The organism is Paenibacillus abyssi, assembly GCF_014640295.1.
Classification (GTDB): domain Bacteria; phylum Bacillota; class Bacilli; order Paenibacillales; family Paenibacillaceae; genus Paenibacillus_D; species Paenibacillus_D abyssi.
The window spans coordinates 26,995-46,783 of record NZ_BMGR01000006.1; the positions used below are offsets into that span (position 1 = coordinate 26,995).

Annotated in this window: 18 protein-coding genes and 1 pseudogene; 1 reads left to right on the forward strand and 18 read right to left on the reverse strand. The window is 46.5% G+C overall.

Features of this window, described 5'->3' with window-relative positions:
• Positions 1 to 247: 247 nt before the first annotated feature.
• The 9 genes and pseudogenes from IEW11_RS10045 to IEW11_RS10085 form a co-directional block, all read right to left on the reverse strand.
• On the reverse strand, positions 248 to 1,297 hold the full coding sequence (locus tag IEW11_RS10045; RefSeq protein ID WP_268237382.1) for a Gfo/Idh/MocA family protein: 1,050 nt from the start codon (positions 1,295 to 1,297) through the stop codon (positions 248 to 250).
• Positions 1,298 to 1,516: 219 nt separating this feature from the next.
• Positions 1,517 to 1,730, reverse strand: a pseudogene (locus IEW11_RS10050) (LLM class flavin-dependent oxidoreductase); the annotation flags it as partial.
• Between the two features lie 38 nt (positions 1,731 to 1,768).
• Positions 1,769 to 2,572 carry a 5-deoxy-glucuronate isomerase gene (gene iolB / locus IEW11_RS10055; protein ID WP_188530951.1) on the reverse strand — a complete coding sequence of 268 codons (804 nt, stop codon included), beginning with the start codon at positions 2,570 to 2,572 and terminating at the stop codon, positions 1,769 to 1,771.
• A gap of 21 nt (positions 2,573 to 2,593) precedes the next feature.
• Positions 2,594 to 3,769 (reverse strand): iron-containing alcohol dehydrogenase, encoded by a 1,176-nt coding sequence (locus tag IEW11_RS10060; protein WP_188530952.1) that lies wholly within the window; start codon positions 3,767 to 3,769, stop codon positions 2,594 to 2,596.
• A 53-nt stretch (positions 3,770 to 3,822) separates the two neighbouring features.
• Complete coding sequence (locus tag IEW11_RS10065; protein WP_188530953.1) at positions 3,823 to 5,295, reverse strand: aldehyde dehydrogenase family protein; 1,473 nt, start codon at positions 5,293 to 5,295, stop codon at positions 3,823 to 3,825.
• A gap of 24 nt (positions 5,296 to 5,319) precedes the next feature.
• On the reverse strand, positions 5,320 to 6,408 hold the full coding sequence (locus IEW11_RS10070; RefSeq protein WP_188530954.1) for a substrate-binding domain-containing protein: 1,089 nt from the start codon (positions 6,406 to 6,408) through the stop codon (positions 5,320 to 5,322).
• Between the two features lie 140 nt (positions 6,409 to 6,548).
• Positions 6,549 to 7,541: an ABC transporter permease gene (locus IEW11_RS10075; RefSeq protein WP_188530955.1), complete on the reverse strand. Its 993-nt coding sequence runs from the start codon at positions 7,539 to 7,541 to the stop codon at positions 6,549 to 6,551.
• A gap of 14 nt (positions 7,542 to 7,555) precedes the next feature.
• Positions 7,556 to 9,040, reverse strand: coding sequence for a sugar ABC transporter ATP-binding protein (locus IEW11_RS10080; protein WP_188530956.1), 1,485 nt, complete (start codon positions 9,038 to 9,040; stop codon positions 7,556 to 7,558).
• Positions 9,041 to 9,090: 50 nt separating this feature from the next.
• The gene (locus tag IEW11_RS10085; RefSeq protein ID WP_188530957.1) at positions 9,091 to 10,092 is read right to left on the reverse strand and encodes a LacI family DNA-binding transcriptional regulator; all 1,002 of its coding nucleotides are present in this window, start codon (positions 10,090 to 10,092) and stop codon (positions 9,091 to 9,093) included.
• A gap of 228 nt (positions 10,093 to 10,320) precedes the next feature.
• Here IEW11_RS10085 and IEW11_RS10090 point away from each other — a divergent pair, with 228 nt between their 5' ends.
• Positions 10,321 to 11,484 carry a M24 family metallopeptidase gene (locus tag IEW11_RS10090; protein ID WP_188530958.1) on the forward strand — a complete coding sequence of 388 codons (1,164 nt, stop codon included), beginning with the start codon at positions 10,321 to 10,323 and terminating at the stop codon, positions 11,482 to 11,484.
• Positions 11,485 to 11,603: 119 nt separating this feature from the next.
• Here IEW11_RS10090 and IEW11_RS10095 read toward each other — a convergent pair whose 3' ends face one another.
• From IEW11_RS10095 to IEW11_RS10135, 9 genes are all read right to left on the reverse strand, one after another.
• Positions 11,604 to 12,275 carry an NAD(P)H-dependent oxidoreductase gene (locus tag IEW11_RS10095; protein WP_188531169.1) on the reverse strand — a complete coding sequence of 224 codons (672 nt, stop codon included), beginning with the start codon at positions 12,273 to 12,275 and terminating at the stop codon, positions 11,604 to 11,606.
• Positions 12,276 to 12,335: 60 nt separating this feature from the next.
• Positions 12,336 to 12,680: a rhodanese-like domain-containing protein gene (locus tag IEW11_RS10100; RefSeq protein WP_188530959.1), complete on the reverse strand. Its 345-nt coding sequence runs from the start codon at positions 12,678 to 12,680 to the stop codon at positions 12,336 to 12,338.
• A 240-nt stretch (positions 12,681 to 12,920) separates the two neighbouring features.
• Complete coding sequence (locus IEW11_RS10105) at positions 12,921 to 13,922, reverse strand: Ger(x)C family spore germination protein (RefSeq protein WP_229725136.1); 1,002 nt, start codon at positions 13,920 to 13,922, stop codon at positions 12,921 to 12,923.
• A gap of 71 nt (positions 13,923 to 13,993) precedes the next feature.
• Entirely contained in the window at positions 13,994 to 15,115 is a 1,122-nt protein-coding gene (locus IEW11_RS10110; protein ID WP_188530961.1) for a GerAB/ArcD/ProY family transporter, read from the reverse strand.
• A gap of 5 nt (positions 15,116 to 15,120) precedes the next feature.
• The gene (locus tag IEW11_RS10115) at positions 15,121 to 16,572 is read right to left on the reverse strand and encodes a spore germination protein (protein ID WP_188530962.1); all 1,452 of its coding nucleotides are present in this window, start codon (positions 16,570 to 16,572) and stop codon (positions 15,121 to 15,123) included.
• Between the two features lie 355 nt (positions 16,573 to 16,927).
• Positions 16,928 to 17,539 (reverse strand): flavin reductase family protein, encoded by a 612-nt coding sequence (locus tag IEW11_RS10120; RefSeq protein ID WP_188531170.1) that lies wholly within the window; start codon positions 17,537 to 17,539, stop codon positions 16,928 to 16,930.
• 30 nt (positions 17,540 to 17,569) lie between these two features.
• Positions 17,570 to 18,181 carry an alpha/beta hydrolase gene (locus IEW11_RS10125; protein WP_188530963.1) on the reverse strand — a complete coding sequence of 204 codons (612 nt, stop codon included), beginning with the start codon at positions 18,179 to 18,181 and terminating at the stop codon, positions 17,570 to 17,572.
• The gene (locus tag IEW11_RS10130) at positions 18,181 to 19,128 is read right to left on the reverse strand and encodes a ring-cleaving dioxygenase (RefSeq protein WP_188530964.1); all 948 of its coding nucleotides are present in this window, start codon (positions 19,126 to 19,128) and stop codon (positions 18,181 to 18,183) included. Before IEW11_RS10130 ends, IEW11_RS10125 begins: the two co-directional genes overlap by 1 nt.
• Before the next feature lie 26 nt (positions 19,129 to 19,154).
• Complete coding sequence (locus IEW11_RS10135; protein WP_188530965.1) at positions 19,155 to 19,619, reverse strand: MarR family winged helix-turn-helix transcriptional regulator; 465 nt, start codon at positions 19,617 to 19,619, stop codon at positions 19,155 to 19,157.
• Between the last annotated feature and the right edge of the window lie 170 nt (positions 19,620 to 19,789).

The following is a 19,789-nucleotide window of genomic DNA, read 5'->3' on the forward strand; positions in this document are numbered from 1 at the left end:
TGAAGCGCTTTCTTTTTCAGCGTGTTAAAAAATTCGTTTCCTGATCACATGCTGCAACATGATTTTCTGTGGTATTTATACTATAGATCATGAACTTTTATCTGTCAATGTTAAAAGTATGTCTTTTAAAGTTAAATTAAGATATTTTTATATTTAATGATTGCTTTGATGTCCGGCGCTTTCATATTCTAATTATGCGGGGCTCAAACCCTTACCTCCAGCGGCTATAAGGATTTGAGCCTGATTTTTATAACGATATGGTCTGTTTTTGATTTGCCGAGTTAATTCCCGCCAATACGATTTCCAGCGCTTTGTAACCGTCATCTCCTGTAACGGAATGGCCTGTGCCGTTTAATATTCCTTCAACAAAATGATCAATAATGCCTGAATTGGTTTGCCCACCCGTTTCATTCGACTGTATTTTATCCAATTCATAACATTCGCGGTGTTTATTCTGATGTTCAACGATTAACCCGAACTGCTCATCCGTGCCGATTTTCAGCGTTCCTTTTTCACAATAGATAATCGTTGAATTGTTTTCATTCGGATAGTAGGTCCAGCTTGCCGTCAATGTGCCGATTGCGCCTTTTTGTGTCTTAATGGCCAGTACGGCATGATCGTCAACATTGGTATTTTTGTGCAGTGTTCCATACATAGCGGTTATTTCGCTGACTTCATCGTTCAACAGCCACCGGATGAGATCTGCTTTATGAACGCCCAGGTCCCCTAATACACCGGCAAATGCCTCATCCTGGTTAAAAAACCAGCTCGACTTGCCATCCACGCTCCAGTTCTCCGGTCCAGAGTGGCCAAAGGTTGTTTGGAAGCTCAGCACGCGGCCCAATTTTCCTTCATCCAATATTTCTTTTGCTTTTATATGAACAGGCATAAAGCGCTGGCTGTGGCCAATCATGAGTTTTACGCCCTTTTCCGTTGCAGCGTCCACCATGCTTTTGGCCTCATCCAAATTTGTCGCCATTGGTTTCTCGCACAATACATGTTTGCCGGCTTGGATCGACTCAATTGTGATCGAAGCGTGAAGGAAGTTAGGAGCACATACCGAAACAGCTTCGATGTCCTCGCATGCCAATAACTCCTGATGCGTTTGAAACGCGTGTTTTGCGCCGAATTGCTTAGCAACCTCTTTTGCTCTCTCCAGATTAAAATCACATACTGCTACAATCTCGACATCATTTCTATTCAAGTACTCCGGTAAATGACGTCTTTGAGCGATTGCACCGCAACCGATAACACCGACTTTAAGCATTTTCATGTCCCCTTTTCTTTTTGTTTCGATCAATATACTTAATACTATATATATTATACTTTTAACTGTCAACGTTAAAAGTATAATTAATTTCTTTGTTATAAACAATCTCAACCGGAAAAAGGAGTCGAAATGTCTTTCCAACACAGCAAATCAACCTGGAAAAGAGCCATAGTGAAACGATAAATAGGACGAAGCAGGGTGCACCTGCTCCGTCCTATTTTATTTCCATCACGTTAAATACTGATCTTATCCGCTAGCCAGTGCAGGAAAATGGGGAACGACTTCCTCGCCCAGCTCCTGTATCACTTCTTGAACCGGGCGCCGTCCGTACTTCAGGTTGAATATAATATGATTAACGCCTGCGATCGGAAGGCTTTCGAGCAGTTGAATCAAACTGGGCAAAGGGCTTGAACTCCGGCGTAATCGAACGCCACTCTCTGACCATCTCGATCTGGTATTTTGCAAGTCACGGATTTGCTCTTATTCGGCCGATACTTGTTATTCTAAAGAATGAATCCATTTATGATCCGGATCGTCGTGAGGCCTCAGGGTCCTGCCGGACTCCCCAGCCATGAACCATAAATAGTACACCTGATAGCCTCCTGCGGCACTTACCGGATGATAACCCTTGTCAATGGCAAAACTATCGCCATGACGGATAATATAGGCGTCATCAATAGAGCCGTCTTTCGTGTAATGCAGCTGCACACCGAACCCTTGCTTCGGATTCACTTGATAGTAATAGATTTCTTCAAGATTCGGTTCCTCAGGATAATGTTCTCCATCATGTTTATGTGGCGGGTAACTGGACCAATGTCCGGGGTCGTTATACGTTTCCCCAAGAATCATCCGCTGCACCTTTCCGTCCGCTTTATCTGCAATAATATCATGAACTTCCCGCTTCCACTGGCGTTTACCGCGTTGGTGGACAACGATCTCCTCCGGTCTTACGACAAAAGGTGAACATTTCTGCTCGGCTCTCACTTTGCATACAGCAATCTCCACATCGGTCTCCGCCTGTACGGAATAACCGGAATGACAAGGAATATAAACGGCTGTGGCTTTACCGTCAAACACACTGCTTCTTCCACCCAATCCCGTCCAAGTCTGCCCTTCACAAGTTATTGCAGCCGTTCCTGTTAAGAGTACCAGCGCTGTCTCGAATCCATCGGTTTGACCAGTATACGATTCGCCTTTTACCAATGCGAGCTTGCCAAAAGCTAAATAATCCAATAACGGGCTATCCTTTTGAAATATCTCTTGATACCCATTTATGTTTTTCGCTTTATTGTAACGTTGCACGCTGCGGTTTCTCCTCCTCCGTTACTCTGCGTTATTGGCTTGATGGAAAAGATCAAGAAGATCCTGATAGCTTGTTCTCCTCGGGTTGGTCTGGCTGTTCATGTCCTTGGATGCATCCTCAGCCAGCCTGCTCCAATCGCTGTCCTTAATATTGAATGTTCGCAAAGAAGGAATATTAGTATCCTTCACCAACCGCTCTACAGCAGCGACCGCTTTCTCTGCCGCTTCCATCGGTGACAATCCCTCGATGTTTTCTCCCATCGCTACCGCGATATCCGCGAACCGTCCCGGACAAGCAATGAGATTGAATCTCATTACAAAGGGCAGCAAGATTGCATTCGCAACACCGTGCGGAATATCATAATGCCCGCCAAGCGGATGTGCGAGCGCATGTGCGTTCCCTAGCCCAACCTGTGGGAAACCGACGCCGGCTAACGTGCTTCCCAGCATCACATTTTTCCTTGCTTCGTAATTTCCGCCCCGGGCATAAGCTTCCCGAAGATTGTGCCCTATTAAGCGCACAGCTTCAAGATTTAAGATATCGGCCATCGGATTGGCTCCGTTCAGAGCATCTCTTGTCGTATAGGCTTCAATCGCATGGGTCAATGCATCGATTCCTGTCGCTGCCGTAATGGCAGGAGGGAGTCCGAGTGTCATCATCGGATCCACCAAAGCGACGGCCGGGGCCATCAAAGGGCTCCCGATACTTGATTTCCAATGCTTCTTCTCATCGGTGATAACAGCCCACTGCGTTACCTCACTGCCGGTACCCGAAGTTGTCGGAATCGTAATGACGGACGGACCTTTCTTGGTGAACGTTTTGCCGCCGATATCATATTCATTGATGTCGCCGTCGTTGACGGTCATCATACTAATAGTTTTGCAAGCATCCATCGCACTGCCCCCGCCGACCGCAACAAACGAATCGCAGCCGTTGGAACGGAAAATTTCCACCCCTTTTACAACGACGGCAGAAGGAGGATTCGGCGGCACCTCGTCATAAACAATGTATTCAATTCCGCTGGCGGTAAGGGATTCTTCGATATGCTTCAACAGTCCTGCGTTAATAATTCCTTTGTCGGTAACGATCATAGTCTTTTTGTATCCCAGTGCAGTCAACTCCTCACCAACCTGCCCGGATGCGTTTTTGCCGAATACGATTTTAGTGGCGCACAGAAATTTGAATATATCGCTCATGAGTTCATTCTCCTTTTAAAATAATAGTTAAAATAAATCCGATTGATCAATCATTACCACTTATAAAAGTTGTTTCTTTCCCCGACATGAATTTGAATCGCCTTTACTTCGGAGAAGGCATCCAAGCCAAGCGTTCCAAGCTCTTTGCCGTAACCGCTGTCTTTGAATCCGCCGAACGGCAATTCGGAATGCGCCTCCATGTAATGGTTAATCCAGAACGTGCCGGCTTTTACTTTCTGGGCAGCGCGCAGCGCTTTATCAATGTCCTTGGTCCAGACTGCCCCCGCCAGCCCAAAGCAGGTGTCGTTAGCGATCGAAATTGCTTCATCGAAATCTTTAAATCGGATAACCGACAGCACAGGGCCAAAGATTTCCTCCTTGGCAATTGTCATCTCCGGTGTCACATCGCCAAAAATTGTCGGCTCAACGAAAAATCCGCGATCATATTCCCCGCCCGTCAGACGCCTGCCTCCGGTTAACAGTTTTGCCCCTTCCGAGATCCCCTTCTCGATATAGCTCATCACTGTGTTCATGTGAGATTCAGCAATGAGGGCACCCATCTCCGTATCGCTGCTCAGCGGATTGCCGACCTTGATCCGTTTCGCCCGGGCTACCAGCCGTTCGAGGAACTCATCATAGATCTCATCCTGCACGATTAAGCGGGAACCTGACGTACATACTTCCCCCTGATTGAAAAAGCTGCCGAACAGCGCGCCATCAAGCGCATCATCCAGATTTGCATCGGCAAACACAATATTCGGCGATTTCCCCCCAAGCTCCATCCCCAGCTTCTTCAACGTATCCGCAGATAACCGAACTAGATCTTTCCCTGTCTCTGTCGAACCCGTGAAGGCGATCTTATCGACCTGCGGATTGGTTGCAAGTTCCTTCCCTAATAACTCGCCAGACCCGGTGATGACATTGACGACACCTTTCGGGAATCCCGCTTCAACGAATAGTTTGGCAAATTCCAAGGTCGAAGCAGGCGTATAGCTTGCAGGTTTAACAATGACCGTGCAGCCGGCTGCCAGCGCAGCGGGCAGCTTCTGCATCATCGTTCCGAGCGGGAAGTTCCACGGTGTGATAATGGCTACAACCCCAACTGGAAATCGTACGGTCATACCCAGCATATCCTTTTGGATTTGCGTGGTGGTCTGCCCGTAGATCGCTCTGCATAATCCCGCATAATAATGCGTAATATTTGCGGCAGCGCCCACCTCGCCCTTTGCTTCAGACAATGGTTTGCCCATCTCCCGGCTAAGCAGCTCCGCGATTTCATCTGTTCTCTCTACGATAAGCTGATAAACGCGGTACAGCAGATCGGAGCGTTCCTTACCGGATAATCTTGACCATTGGCCATGATCAAATGCTTCGCGCGCTGCCGCAATCGCCAACCGTGCATCCTCGATGCTTGCTTTTGCAAACTCCGCTACTGCTTCGCCATTGGCAGGGTTTCTTCTTTCAAAAGTCTTGCCATCGCTGGAAGGGCGCCATTCGTTATTAATAAGGAGCTGATAGTTTTTCATGATTCACCTCTGCATTAGCATTTTTTAATACGGAGAATTTGGATCGTACATTTCTTTGGCATTCTCTTTGTTGATAATCGGGTTAGCGATGTAATGGGTAGCCGGAACCTGCTGTCCTTTGGCAACCTGAATCGCTATTTTCACTGCATCCGCACCTTGTACCCTCGGGTCATTACTAACCGTAACAATAAGTCCAGATTCCGGTTCCTCAGCAATTCTGCGAATCGCTTCCTTCGTACCGTCGATCGATCCAATCAGAACCTCTCCATTCAAACCGGTATTATTCAATGCGGTAAAGATACCCGGCAGCATCACATCACTCATGCAGAATACAACCTGCAGATCTGGATGAGCAGTCCCAATATCCTGCATGACCGGCAGCGCTTTGTCCGGCACCCACTCTCCAAAGCGTTCAGCAACCAATTCCAGATTGGATTTGCCGTACTTCTCCAGCATAAAATCCGTCCATCCGGCAATCATTCCGTTGCGCCGGTATTGAGAAACCAATTCTTTCGGATATCCACTGATCATTGCGGCTTTAATAATCGTATCGCCGTACTTTTCGGAAGCGGCTTCAGCAAGCTCCCATCCTGTTTTATAACCTGTATCTCTCGGATCATCGGATACAAACGATACAGCTTCCGCTTTTGGATCGATGTTGCTGTTTACCACGACCAATGGAATATTGTTCTGCTTCAATTTATTTGTAGCCGGAATAACGCCGGAAGGGTCCTGCGGATTCATAATAACCGCATTTACACCCTGCGCGATCAAATCCTCCACACCGGATACTTGCTTCGCCACATCCCCTTGCGCATCCAGAACGACAAGCTTGACACCTTGTTTCTCCGCTTCTTCTTCGGCTCCCCGAATCAGGTTCGTGTACCAGTCGCTGCCTGCGACACGCCGCTGAGAAAAGCCGATCGTGATATCCTTGTTGTCCGCCGTTGCCGCGGGATCATTAGATACGGTATTGGTCTGCTGGTTTCCTGTATCCCCCTGATTGGCGTTTGGTCCCGGATCATTCGCCGTCGTACAACCGGCAAGTAATATAAAAGTGGCCAGCACGACTAACGAAAGCGCCTTCATTTTTCCTGTTCTGCCCTTTACCATTAGATCCACCTCTTTCATAATGTACACATTCATCTATATAAACTGCATCACGCTCTTTGCCGATGTGTTTTTTATGTTTGCAGCACTGAAAGGACGATAAGCGAGTTATTGTATAGGACGAAAAGGGGAGTCTTACCTTGTTAAGCTTTTTTTCTTGCTCCCATTGTCGTTAACAGAACAGCGATCAGAATGATCAAGCCTTGGATAACCATCTGCGGATAGGAGGCAACCCCCATCAGATTCAAAATATTGCGGATAATACCGATCAAAAAGGCGCCAAGCACCGCATTCAGAGCAAAACCTCTGCCGCCCATCAATGAAGCTCCCCCGACCACAACTGCCGCAATGGCATCGAGCTCGTAGCCTTGGCCGTACAAAGCGCTGCCCGTGCTGAGACGAGCCGTTGTCATCAGTCCTCCCAGACCGGCCATCGCTCCGCTGACCGCGTAAGCAATGATGATATCACGGTTGATCGGCGCACCGGCCAGCCGTGCAGCCTCCAGATTTCCGCCAACTGCATAAAGGCGTCTGCCGAATGTCGTTTGCCGCAGAATAAAAATAAAGATAAGAAGGGCGATAAACATAATGATGACGGGCGTATAGATGCCGCCAATGACGGTCTTCCCGGCTAAAATAGACAAGAAAGTTTTGTCTTCGATGGTAACAAGCGATCCCACCTGAAAAATATAAGCCAATCCCCGATAAATCGTTAGCGTCGCCAGTGTGACGACAAATGGGGTTATTTTCCCATAGGCCACCGCAGCCCCGTTGCCGGCCCCTGCAACCGCCATAAGCAGCATCACCAAAATAATCGTTAAGATCGGATCGAGTCCCATTCCAAGAAAAGAAGCGGACAGCACGCTTGCAACAGCAACGATCGAACCGACCGAAAGATCGATCCCGCCAGTGATAACGACCATTAATTGCCCTAATGCCAGAATGGAAATGACCGAATTTTGCAGCAGTACATTGGTTAGGTTGTTGAATGTGAGGAATTTATCCGATAGAAAGGAACAAACCACAATGAGCAAGCAAAGAAAAATGAACAGATAGTTTTTCAGCAGCAATTTTAGAATCTCGTAATTGGGGTTTGCGCCCTGAACAGCTGTTAAAGTCGTTTGTTTTTGTGCCAAAACGGTTCACTCCTTTATAACATGTGTTGAATGACATTTTCTTCGGAGGCCTCAGCATGCGGTATCTCTAAAACCATCTTTCCTCTGGCCATAATCAAGATCCGGTCGCACATCAGAACTTCCGGAAGCTCGGAAGAGATGACAATGACAGAACCGCCCTCTTTTACAAATTGATTAATCAACTGATAGATTTCGGATTTCGCTCCGACGTCGATCCCTCTTGTAGGCTCGTCAAATATTAATATTTTCGCTTTGTTATACAACCAGCGCGCAATGATCAGCTTCTGCTGATTGCCTCCGCTTAATGTTCGCGTCTCCTGCGATAGGCCGCTCACTTTAACTTGCAGCTTCTGCACCAGAAGATTTCCGTCTTCCCGTTCCTGCCTCTTCTTCATGACGCCCATCGTTGAAAACTTATCCAGACCTGCTATCGTCATATTTTCCAATGCAGACATTCCTAGCACTAATCCTTGCTGTTTCCTATCTTCCGGGAGCAGCGCAATCCCCCGTTGAATGGCATCCCGCGGGTTCTTAAGCTTTAACGGCTTGCCATGCAATTCAACCTTGCCTGTAAATGAATCCGCTCCGAATATCGCTCTGGCGAGTTCGGTCCGGCCGCTTCCAACTAGACCGGCGAGCCCTAATACCTCTCCTTCATATAGATCAAAATTAATATTGTCGAGCAGCTTGGAAGTGCATAATTCGCGAACCGACAGCACCTTTTTCTTGTAATCCGTGACGGTTCCCAGCCGCATTTTCAATACTTCACGGCCGACCATTAGCTTCACTAGATCATCTCTTGTCAGCCCTTTAATGTCTCTTGTCGTCACAAGCTGCCCGTCTTTGAGCACCGTCACCCGATCCGAAATTCGAGACACCTCAGGAAGACGATGTGAAATGTAAACGATTCCAAGATTCTCGCTCCTTAATTTGTTGACCAATTCAATTAATCGTTCCACGTCCTGATTGGCCAGCGGTGCCGTCGGTTCATCCAAGATCACCACCTTCGCCTTGCGGTGAAGCGCTTTCGCAATTTCGACGACCTGCTGCTTCGCTATGCCTAATGTACCTGCAGGCTGATCTACGTTAATATCAAAGCCCATTTCATTCAGTACATTCTGGGCCTCACGTTTCATCTTTTTCCAATGCACAATTCCCGGCAGCCGCTGAGGATAATCGCCCAGAAAGATGTTCTCCGCTACGGTTAACTCAGGCACCAAGCTTAATTCCTGGTGAATAATCGCAATGCCAAGCCGCTGAGCGATATCCGGGCGGTTGATCTGGACCGCTGTGCCCTCAAACAGAATCTCACCCTCATCCGGGGTGTAGATGCCGGAAAGTATTTTCATCATTGTTGACTTGCCGGCACCATTTTCTCCGCATAACGCATGAATTTCTCCTGCACGAATATTAAAATCGATCTGATGTAAGGCTCTGACACCTGGAAATGTTTTTCCAATTCCTCGCATTTCCAATAGCACTGATGAGTTGCTGCTCATATTCACCCTCCTCAAGACAGAACTTACTTGCAACCATTGCAGCAGAAAAGCTATTTTACCCGGGTTGAATTCCCTTTCTTTAGCAGCGGATAAATATTGGTCAGTCTTTCATAAGGCTCTGTACCTTTAATCATTTTGATCAGCGTATTGGCAATAGTTTCGCCCATTTCAAAAAGCGGAAGCGCCATCGTCGTTAGACTTGGGTTCATGACCTGGGATAGAATAACGCCATCAAAGCCGATGACGGAGATATCACCCGGAACATTCATATTCATTTCAGTGCAGGCTTGAATCACATAAGCTGCGGAAATATCATTGTAGGTCGTAATCCCGGTTACCTTATTTTTTATTAAATGCTGTGTAAGCCTGTGAATGCCCTCGTTAGGCGTCTCTACGGTGACGATTAATTCTGGATCAATGGAGAGACCGTGCTCTTCCAGCGCTTTTTTATATCCTTCCAATCTTTTTACGCTGCTTCTCGCCAGGGGAGGACCGACAATAATTCCGATTCGGGTGTGGCCTTGTTCAATGAGGTGTTTCGTCGCGGTATACCCTCCATGTTGAGCTCCTACCATGACAGATGCGGCTCCATCCGCTTCAAGATCACGGTTCAATAACACAACTGGAGAAATGTTTGGGATCAGTTTTCTTAAATTCGCATCATCAAGTCTTGGACTGCACAGGATCATGCCATCCACATTATAATTCTGGGCCAAATTAATAAAAGAGACTTCACGTTCCAAATCCTCATCGGTTGTAAATAGGAAGACGTTCATTTGCTTCTCGCGAAGCGTCCGTTCGATTCCGCATACGATTTCCGCAAAAAATGGGTTCTTAATATCCGGCAGCAGCAAAGCAACCGTATTGGTCTTTCTCGTCACCATACTTCTGGCCTGAAGGCTCGGTTGAAACCCGTGTTCTTCGATCACTCGGAGCACCTGCTTACGGGTGGCTTCGCTTACCTCCTCTTTTTCGTTGAGAACTCTGGAAATAGTTTGGCGTGAGACTCCGGCTAATCTTGCAATATCGTTGATCGTCAATTTTTTTCCCATTATTCCAACCATTCCCTTAATTTTTAATAATGTGAACGTTCCCGGTAATGTTCACATATAAAATAACACTGTAATATCAAGGATGTCAATAAGATATCTAAAGAAAATTTTTCGAGAAAAATCTGATAATATAGTTGACTATTCCTTATTTTATAACATAATATTAAATTGTGATCGTTCACATTACCGATTATACAAAATAAATTAGACTGATTGGAGGATTTACTTATGACTTTGGAAGTAGCTGCTACAGAATTCGACCGCCGCGTGTCCCGCACGAGGGAAAAAATGAAAGAAGCCGGACTAGACGCCCTCTTCGTTTATAGCGATGAGTATCACCCAGGCTACTCGATGTATTACACGAATTTCCGGACGATTAACTGCATTGAAGAATCCGCACATGCACTATTAATTCCATTAGAAGGCGAAATTCAAGCCTTTCTGGGAAACCTGAACCGCTTTGCAGCCAAACGTTTCTCTTGGGTGAAAAACGTCCATAACATCTATGAAATGAAAGCGCTTTTACCGAAACTTATAAGTAATATTCCTCATGAAGTAAAGACCGTTGGTGTAGTCGGTGAGGAATTATTCCCTATTTCGTTATACCGTGAGATGGAAAGAGCGTTAGCGGGTGAAGGCATCCATATTGTAGAAGCCGGAGATATTGTAAAACGAGAGAGACTATATAAAAGTAAAAATGAACTTGATCTTATTCGCGCAGCTGGAAGATTAGCAGACGACAGTATACTTGCCGCAATAAAGGAGCTGCAAATCGGTAAAACGGAAATCGAGCTTTCGGCGATCGGTGAATATGTGACACGCTCAAGGGGAGGCGACATCGGTTCGGCATATTTGGTCGTTTCAGGCCCTCACACAGATCTTCCAACCTGGCGCCCTATGGAAAGGAAGATCGAACGTGGAGATTATGTCTGGTTTGACTTTAATCCGTCGGTTCTGGGCTATTGTTCCGATACCGGAATTACATTCGCCATGGAGGGTGCCACTGAAGAGCAGATCAAAATTATGAATTTCGCCTATGATACGAATGAACGAATGGTAGATTTCATTAAACCGGGCATGACAGGGAAAGAATTATTCCATGAAACACATCGGATTTGTGAAGAAGCCGGACTATCGAAATACTTCCTCCCTTATACAAAAGGAATGAGAGCCATCGGCCACGGCGTTGGACTTGAAGTTGTGGAAACGCCAGACTTAGGACCGAACAGCGACTTTATATTTGAACCGAATATGGTGTTTGGCATCAAATTCGATCTGCACGGCTTTCCGTTCGGCGGCGTCCGGGTTGAACCGACTGTCATTATTACAGAGAATGGCGCTGAGCCGATCAATGACCTTAGAGGACTGCGCAACCAATATCAACCCGTGTAGCAGACCTTCAACAAGATGCATTTTCGCATCATAAACGATCCGCTTCTAGAGACCGGAATAACAATAAAAAAAAAGAAGCCGCTGACGCACGACGCACCGGCTTCTTTCTTGTTATCTTATCATTTTATCCACTGCACGACCTGATCCATTTCTTTTCTTGTTTTTGGGCGGGGTTCTTTGGCACGGTAACCGAAGGCCACCATAACGGATACCGCCAAATGGCCGTCCTCCAGCAATCCTTCCTCATCGAGTATCTTTTGAACAGAATCAAAGTCATACCCTTCGATCGGACAAGAATCGATGCCGATTTGAGCTGCGACCGTCATCATGTTAGCCAGTGCGATATAAGTCTGTTTGCCGGCCCAATCGAACATCGTACGATCGCTTTCCAATAATTTGAGATCATTTTCTTGAAAGGCTTTGTATCGGACAAAGGCGCGTTGGATCACGTCGTCCGGCAATTTCCTGACGTCTCTCATGTGAGAGGCCATATATTCCGAGCCATACTTCGTGTCGACCGCAGTTCTGGCAAGAATAATGACGAAATGGCTTGCCGTTGGAAGCTGCCCTTGACCGCCCCAGGTTACCTTCTTCAACTTCTCTCTCAGCTCGGTATTTTGAACAATCAAAAACTTCCACGGTTCGAGGCCGATAGAGCTTGGAGACAGCCTGCCCGCCTCCAAAATCAAATGAAAATCTTCATCCGGAATTTTTTTGTCCGGATCAAATTCCTTTGCTGCATGCCGAAATTGTAATGCATCCAAAATTTGCTGCCTGTCGGCTGTTGTCATTGTCATTGTTGAATGATCCTCTCTGAACAGTATGATGTTACGGTTCCCCTGCGGGTATCATCATCCGTAACGAATATAATACCCCATTATCGTGAAACCTTTCCTGCGCAAATACCGAACCGTTAAATTCAGTAACATGCGGTCTGACACAATAACAAGAACCTTGCGTTTCTGAATCTCACCAGCGTGCCGATTTAAATAAGCATAGGGCAATTGAACGACTCCCTCTACTGGATGCTTCGTTGCATCACTATAATCACGGACGTCCAATACGACCGCATCGTTGTTCATCCCGGCATTCTCAATATCGATGTACGGCACCCCATGTACCGGTATATGCCTTTGATACAGAGAATACAGCAGAACTGAAACCCCAGCAACAGCAGCTACTATTAGAAAAAACATCAAGCCCAGCCTCTCTTTTTGCAGAGATTTTTCGATTCATCATCCATTACTGAAAAACAATTAAACTGTAATAATTTTAGTTACACTTCTACCAAAAAAATGCGCCAACACGCATTTCTTTACCGGCTCGTAAAGATACTGTAATCATAAAAGATACAGTTCATATTGTCAAGCTGTGTAGTTTTAATGCAAATTGGATAAGAAATCTAAACCCTCTTTTCGCAGGATTTAATCAGTCGATTATTTTTTCTCGACGAAGGGTTGAATGTCAATATCATAGTTCACATCAAACTTCAATTGCTGCCATTTTTCCAGCCATGCTTCATCGCTCATCGGCTTTGTGAAGGGTGTCATTGTATGTCGGCCTATTTCAAGAGGATCCACTTTCCATCGCTGCATTTTTTGCAGGAGCTCTAATGTATGTTTTTCCAAATAAGTTTGAATCTGATCATTAAGCTCGGTAGCTTCTGCATGGTCCAGAATATCTTTATCTCCCCGGTACTCTTCAACTCTCCCATACAGCTCCACGTTCACAGCAGCTGATGAATCGGCCAGCTTGATCCGGACCTTCGAACGAATATGGCCGACCGTCACCGACAATGACGGGATCGGAAGAAGCCGGAGATAGTGATCATTGCTGAGAAGCTGCATAATTTGATCGTCTATGCCGCTGGCCGTGGCGATCATCGCGTCATGTCTGAAAAAAGCGGTCCCTTCATAAGTGAAGCTCTCTTTGCCAGCCTTAAAAACGGGTAAAAACGGAACAGATAAAGGTGTATGCAAATTTTTCATGAAGGTATGCAAATTGACGATTGACATCTCCCCTTGATGTTTTTCCTCATAATGTTTAAACATCCTGTAGAGAAAATAATCCAGATTCGGCTGTTTATCCAGCTGATTCTGAATATAGGCTTCAAAATCCCCTTTAATGATGACCAGATAAAGGCGCGGAGAAACCTCCGGATCGATGAACAGCGTGTTGATCAGCGAATTCAATCCTTGTTTTGCAACCTCCTCATTGACTAGAAGCATTCGCAGCTGGCCTAGCTTTAGTTCGCGGTAATAGATTAAATTAAACAGCTTCCCGCCTTCTTTCAGCAGATGAACATTCTGTGTGAGCAGACGTTTTTTTTCCTTAACCAGGGGCGGGACCAAGGTGCAGATCGATAAACGCCCTTCTTCCCCCTGGTCAATGGACCAGAAGATGACAGGCGCAATCTCTTCAATCCGATTGTTCTCCACAAACGGGGCACATCCCGTGATCAGTATAAAAACACCTGATAGGACTAATAAGCTCACACAGTAATTACGCTTCATAATTTCAGCCGCTCCTTTCGTTTAATCGCGAGCAGAAAGAATGAGGGAACGAGCAGATAGGTTAGCGCCCCCAGCCAAATCTGAAGCTCAAGCAGCATATTCGTCCCAGTGTATCCTTTCCATATCCATTCATTCAAGATGATCATAACCGCTGTCAAGGCAATCAAACTGATCACAAAACCGGTAAGCTTTCCAGGCTGCAGCGATCTCCCCATCACGATCCGTAAGCCCCCATAGAACATTAACATGAAAATGGAGAAGGCAAAGACAACAAGAAAAATATGTAACGATACCATCAAGATATCAATGCGCTCAAATATAGGGGACTGTAAATAACGGATCATCGATTTCACCGGAAATTTGCTTTTATCCAGATAATGGGATCCAAAGAACAGTATAGCCGCAATAAACAATAACAGATATTCCGCAACGGAAATTGCATTTCCAATTGATAAATACTTCAGCGATTTTTGCTGCTTGCCAAGCCAAGGGAGTAATACCAAAAGATATTCAGGCCCTGATAACGATGACCAGATTAATAACACCCCTTTCCAAGATTGGAACGTCCAGCTTGTTGGAACCAATGGAAAGAGATCATAAATCGACGCAATCGGAGGAAAGAAAAACGGGAACACGAGCCCGATCATCCAGAATGTACATAAAAAAACTATACTGACGTAACGAATCGTATTATCCATTCCTTTCGCAGCCACATAATAGCCCAGCAGTAATACGGATAAAATCAGCCAATTCGAATCCATGGAAGGAAACACAAAATAATGCACCATTTCCATATATCCAAGTACGGTTACAATGATTTTTACAATCAGGAACAATAAACCTATACCCGCCAAAATACGAACGCCTTGTTTTCCAAAAAGCTCCACATATCCTTGATACCCCTTTAACAGCAGCTCCGATGAAAAGCATTTGGATACAAGAATGAGATTGATTTGGGACAAAGCCCCCACCGCAACGATGGCCCAAATCATATGAGGGTACACCAGAAAAGTCGCCTGCAGCAATACGAAGTACAGCATTTGAAGACGGTTGACCAGAAACACGATATAAATACCGTTAAAGGCAGACGTTTTGTTATACAAGCTTATTGCTTTCACACCATTCATCTCCTTCGGCCGTATCGCCATCTTTGCAGGGGGTGCAGATATTCTGGACGGGACTTCATGTATTTCAACGGCCCCCGGATGAATACATCCATCCAGCCCCGCCAATAAAATGGAGCCAATGGCGCAAAATATGGCTGCTTCAGAGAGGTCAGCGAGTTCAGATGTGCTAGCACGCCAATAATTCCAAGCACGATGCCCAAAAGCCCAAGAAATGAAGAAAGCACAAGAAAGCCGAATTGAATGAGCGTATTGGATTTGGTGACCAGATAATTCGGAACCAGGAAGGAAGCGATCGCGGAAATCCCGACAAGCACAATCAATACTGTACTGGAAAATCCCGCCGATACAGTCGCTTCCCCGATCACAATACCGCCTATAACGCCTAACGTTTGACCTGATTTCGAAGGCATACGAAGACTGGCTTCCTTAATAATTTCCAACGTAATCAGCATCAATAAAGCTTCCCAAAATGGAGAAAAGGGCAGCTTGCTGCGGGATTCCAATAACACAAAAAGAATTTGCATCGGAATCATCTGATAATGATGGGTGGATAACGCAACATAGAGCGGGATCAAAATCAAGGAAAGAAAAAAACTTAAATAACGGATGATGCGCAAAAAGCTGGCGACTAACCAACGATTAATATAGTCCTCCGGCGATTGAAACAGATGAAAGAAAGTAATCGGGGCAATTAAGGCAAACGGCGTATTGCCGACCAATATCGTTAGCTTTCCGATATCCAAAGCGTAGGCACAGGTGTCCGGCCGGTCGGTTTGCTGATACTGCGGAAAGACGCTGTGCGTATGATCCTCCATAAAAGCCGCCAGATGAGAAGAATCCAGAAACAGGTCAAAATCAATTTCGATAATTTTACTTCTTGCAGTATCAACAAATTCGGGATTGGTCAAGCCTTCTATGTACATCATGACAACCGGAGTTTTACTGGTCGAGCCGACCGTAAAGCGTTCCGCTTTTAACGTGGTTAAAGGAAGCCTTCTGCGAATCATTGTAATGTTTTGTTCTAATTGTTCACTGAAGCTGTCCTTCGGTCCGTATAATATGGTTTCCGTCTCGGAAGATTCAATTGCGCGGCTCAATGAGCTTTCAATCAGCACGGACCACCACTGGCTCTGCGAGGGATCATGCAGAATGACGCATCCACGCATAAGCGCGACCTCTGCCTCTTCCATCGTGCTGATTTCCGATACTTTGGTAGAGGAAATGGCATCGTAAATCGAATCGTGCAAACCACGATTCAGCGGTTCGATCACCGATTCATTCAACCGTTCCGGATTGATTAACGTTTCAATATACAGCAAGGTAACCTTTTGATCCTTGTTATAATGGCGATCTATAATTTCTGCGTCCGTCATGTTGGACAGCATTCGTTCAAGCGCGTCGATGGATATCGGAGTCTGCCCTGTACTTAACATTTCATGATTATTCATTTCACTCTATCCATTCTTATCCTTGAGATTGTAGTTGGTGATTATTATGATCTGTTTCTCATGATTTCAATCACTTCGTATAAGATATTCTGACAGCATGGGGCTGTCCCATCGATGATGACGATGGGACAGCCCCCTTACCGCATTCACTGCGCAGTCGAATGTTCTTCCGACCGCTGACGCTTCTCCAGAATCATTCGATCTGCTTCGTTTAGGCGTAACCGTTTCTTTCCTAAAACAAACAAAAAAAAGCCTTTCCTTGTTAACATGTAAGTAGACCAAACATGAACAAAGGAAAGGCTTTTTTTGTACAATCTCAGGCCACAGCCTCTTTCCTAATCCTGGGACTCCGTTATCAATCAGGCCGTTCAAGCGAGAACATCTCGCCCAGCTTGCTGTAGTTGCTGCCGGCAAGCCGGCTTACCGGGCGGAGCGCTTGTGCATCAATATGTCCATCGTCGTAGAGCTCTTCTTGAATATGAAAATAGACGACTCGGGCAATTAACAGATCGCATGCCGGCGAATCCGCCGTTCCGCCGAGCGGTATGGAGCGATCAAGGATACACTCCATCCGGATTTTTGCTTCCGCAATACCGGGCACCGCTACCTTGTCGCTTGGAACGGCTGTAAGTCCGGCGAATTCAACTTCGCTCTCATCCGGCGGCAGGCTGGCTGCGGTTTGATTAATTGCCTCAATGTATGACTCATCGCTGATATGGACGACTAATTCGCCTGTATCCCGCGCATTTCTGGCTGTATCTTTTGGCAATCCGTTTTTTCGCTGAACAGAAATGGACACCATAGGAGGATTAGCCGATACAATCGAAAAATAACTGTAAGGCGCCGCATTAACGACCCCCGTCTTCGAGCGTGTCGTTACAAACGCAATCGGTCTTGGGATAATGCCGCCGATTAATAATTTGTAGTTTTCCCGTTCACTCTGGGCTGCAGGATCAATTGATATCAAGCTCATTCTCCTTTCGTCCTTATACAGCATTTATTTGGCTACATGCCGGTTGTACCAGTCGGCAGCAGCCATGACTTCCGTATTCGTGAGCTGATGGCCCCGTTGTTCCCATTGTACCGTTACGGAAGCGCCCGCGCCTTCGAGAAGCTGCAGCAGATCCTCGGTCTCCTGGGGAGGACAGATCGGATCATTTTTGCCCGCACCGATAAAGACCGGCGTCCCTGACAAATCTGGCAGCGCAATGCCGCGAATCGGTACCATCGGATGGTGCAGAACAGCCGCTTTCAAGCTGTTCTTGTAGTGGAACAGGAGGCTTCCTGCAATGTTGGCCCCGTTCGAATAGCCGACCGCAACTACGTTATGACGATCAAACCCGTACTCAGCTGCAGCATGATCCAGGAAATCATGCAGCTCCTTCGTGCGGAAGATCAGATCCTCGATATCAAATACGCCCTCCGCAAGCCGCCTGAAGAACCGCGGCATCCCGTTCTCAAGCACATTGCCGCGGACGCTAAGTACCGATGCGCCCGGCGCAATCGCCTCTGCCAGCGGCAGCAGATCATGCTCGTTCCCGCCTGTTCCATGTAAAAGCAAAAGTGTTGGCGCTGCAGGTTCCGAACCCTTTTGAAAAATATGCTTCATTATTTATCCTCCTCCAATACGCGAACTTGAATGGGTGCCAAGCCTTCTTCGATTTGCTGGCGGTGGGGTTCAAACCAATCCGGAAGCATCAGCTTTTCACCCAAAACATCAGCTTGTTCATCCGTTGCAAACCCCGGAGTATCCGTTGCAATCTCGAAGAGGATGCCTCCTGCTTCACGGAAGTAGATCGCATTAAAGTATTGACGGTCGATGATCGGCGTCGGTTGGAAGCCATGCTGCTGAATATGGTTTCTCCATGATTGATGATCCTGGTCATCCTTCGCCCGCCATGCGATATGGTGAACGGTGCCTGCACCGCCAATGCCCCATCCCATTGCCGTATGGTTGATGTCGATCACATTACCAAGGTCACCTGCAGCGCGAAAACGGACATAATCTCCTTCCTGCCCTACCCGTTCAAGACCCATTACCTGCTGCAGAAGCTCCATTGTTTTGTCAGGCGCAACACTGTAGAGCAGCGCACCGCCGAAGCCTTTGATCGCTTTATCTGCAGGAACGCCTCCAAATGACCATTTACTTAAAGGCCCTTCCTCTCGCTCTACAATCTCAAGCTGCAGACCATCATAATCTTTAAATTGAAGATATCGTTCCGAAAACCGCTCCGTTACGGTATGGGCTACCTTCAGCTTGCGCATCCGCTCTTCCCAAAAATCAAACGATCCAGTCGGAACGACATACGTCGTAATGCCGACCTGTCCTCCCCCGATGCGCCCTCTGCGATTATTGGCTGACGGGAAAAAGGTTATTGCCGTGCCGGGGCTTCCCGCCTCATTGCCGAAATACAAATGATAAACTTCCGGCGCATCGAAGTTAATCGTCTTTTTAACGAGCCGAAGCCCCAGCACCCCCGCATAGAAATCGACGTTTCCCTGTGGATCGCCTACAAAAGATGTAATGTGATGGATTCCTGCTGTTTGTTTATTCATGTTATTCACTCCTTCATGTTATATTATTAAATCATTTTCTGCGCTTCTAACCCCAGCTTTTTCAGCAAACCGATTGCTTCCGCTTTTTCCTCCGGGGCAAGGCCCTGCATGATCGTCTCGATCACATGCGCATGATCCGGGAAAATATTGTCGAATCGCTCCCGCCCCGCAGCTGTAATTTCCGCATACGTGACTCTCCGATCTTCCGTACTTGGAATCCGCTTGAGGTATCCTTTTTCCTCCAACTTATCGATATTGTAGGTAATGCTGCCGCTGGTGACCAAAATCTTGCCTCCAATCTGCTGTAACGGGAATCTGCCCTTGTGATACAGCAGCTCCAGTACGGTAAACTCGGACGGGGAAAGCCCGTACCGCTTCATATCCCTGACCGCTCGATCCATAATGACCTTGTATGCTTTGGAGAGTATGACAAACAGCTTCAGCGAAAGCTCCCGATCGTCCAGCAAGAGGGACTCCTCATTGCCCTTCATCGATAACATGCCCCCTCAGAGATCGATCTCATTAATATCTCAAAGTTAATTATCTTTAATTTAAGATAATTGTATATGAATCGCTGCTGGATGTCAACATCATTGAAGCTTGTCATTAAAGCTTGTCGCGCTAGGCGTTCCGAATCGGCACCTGCCCAGCGCTAATGCAA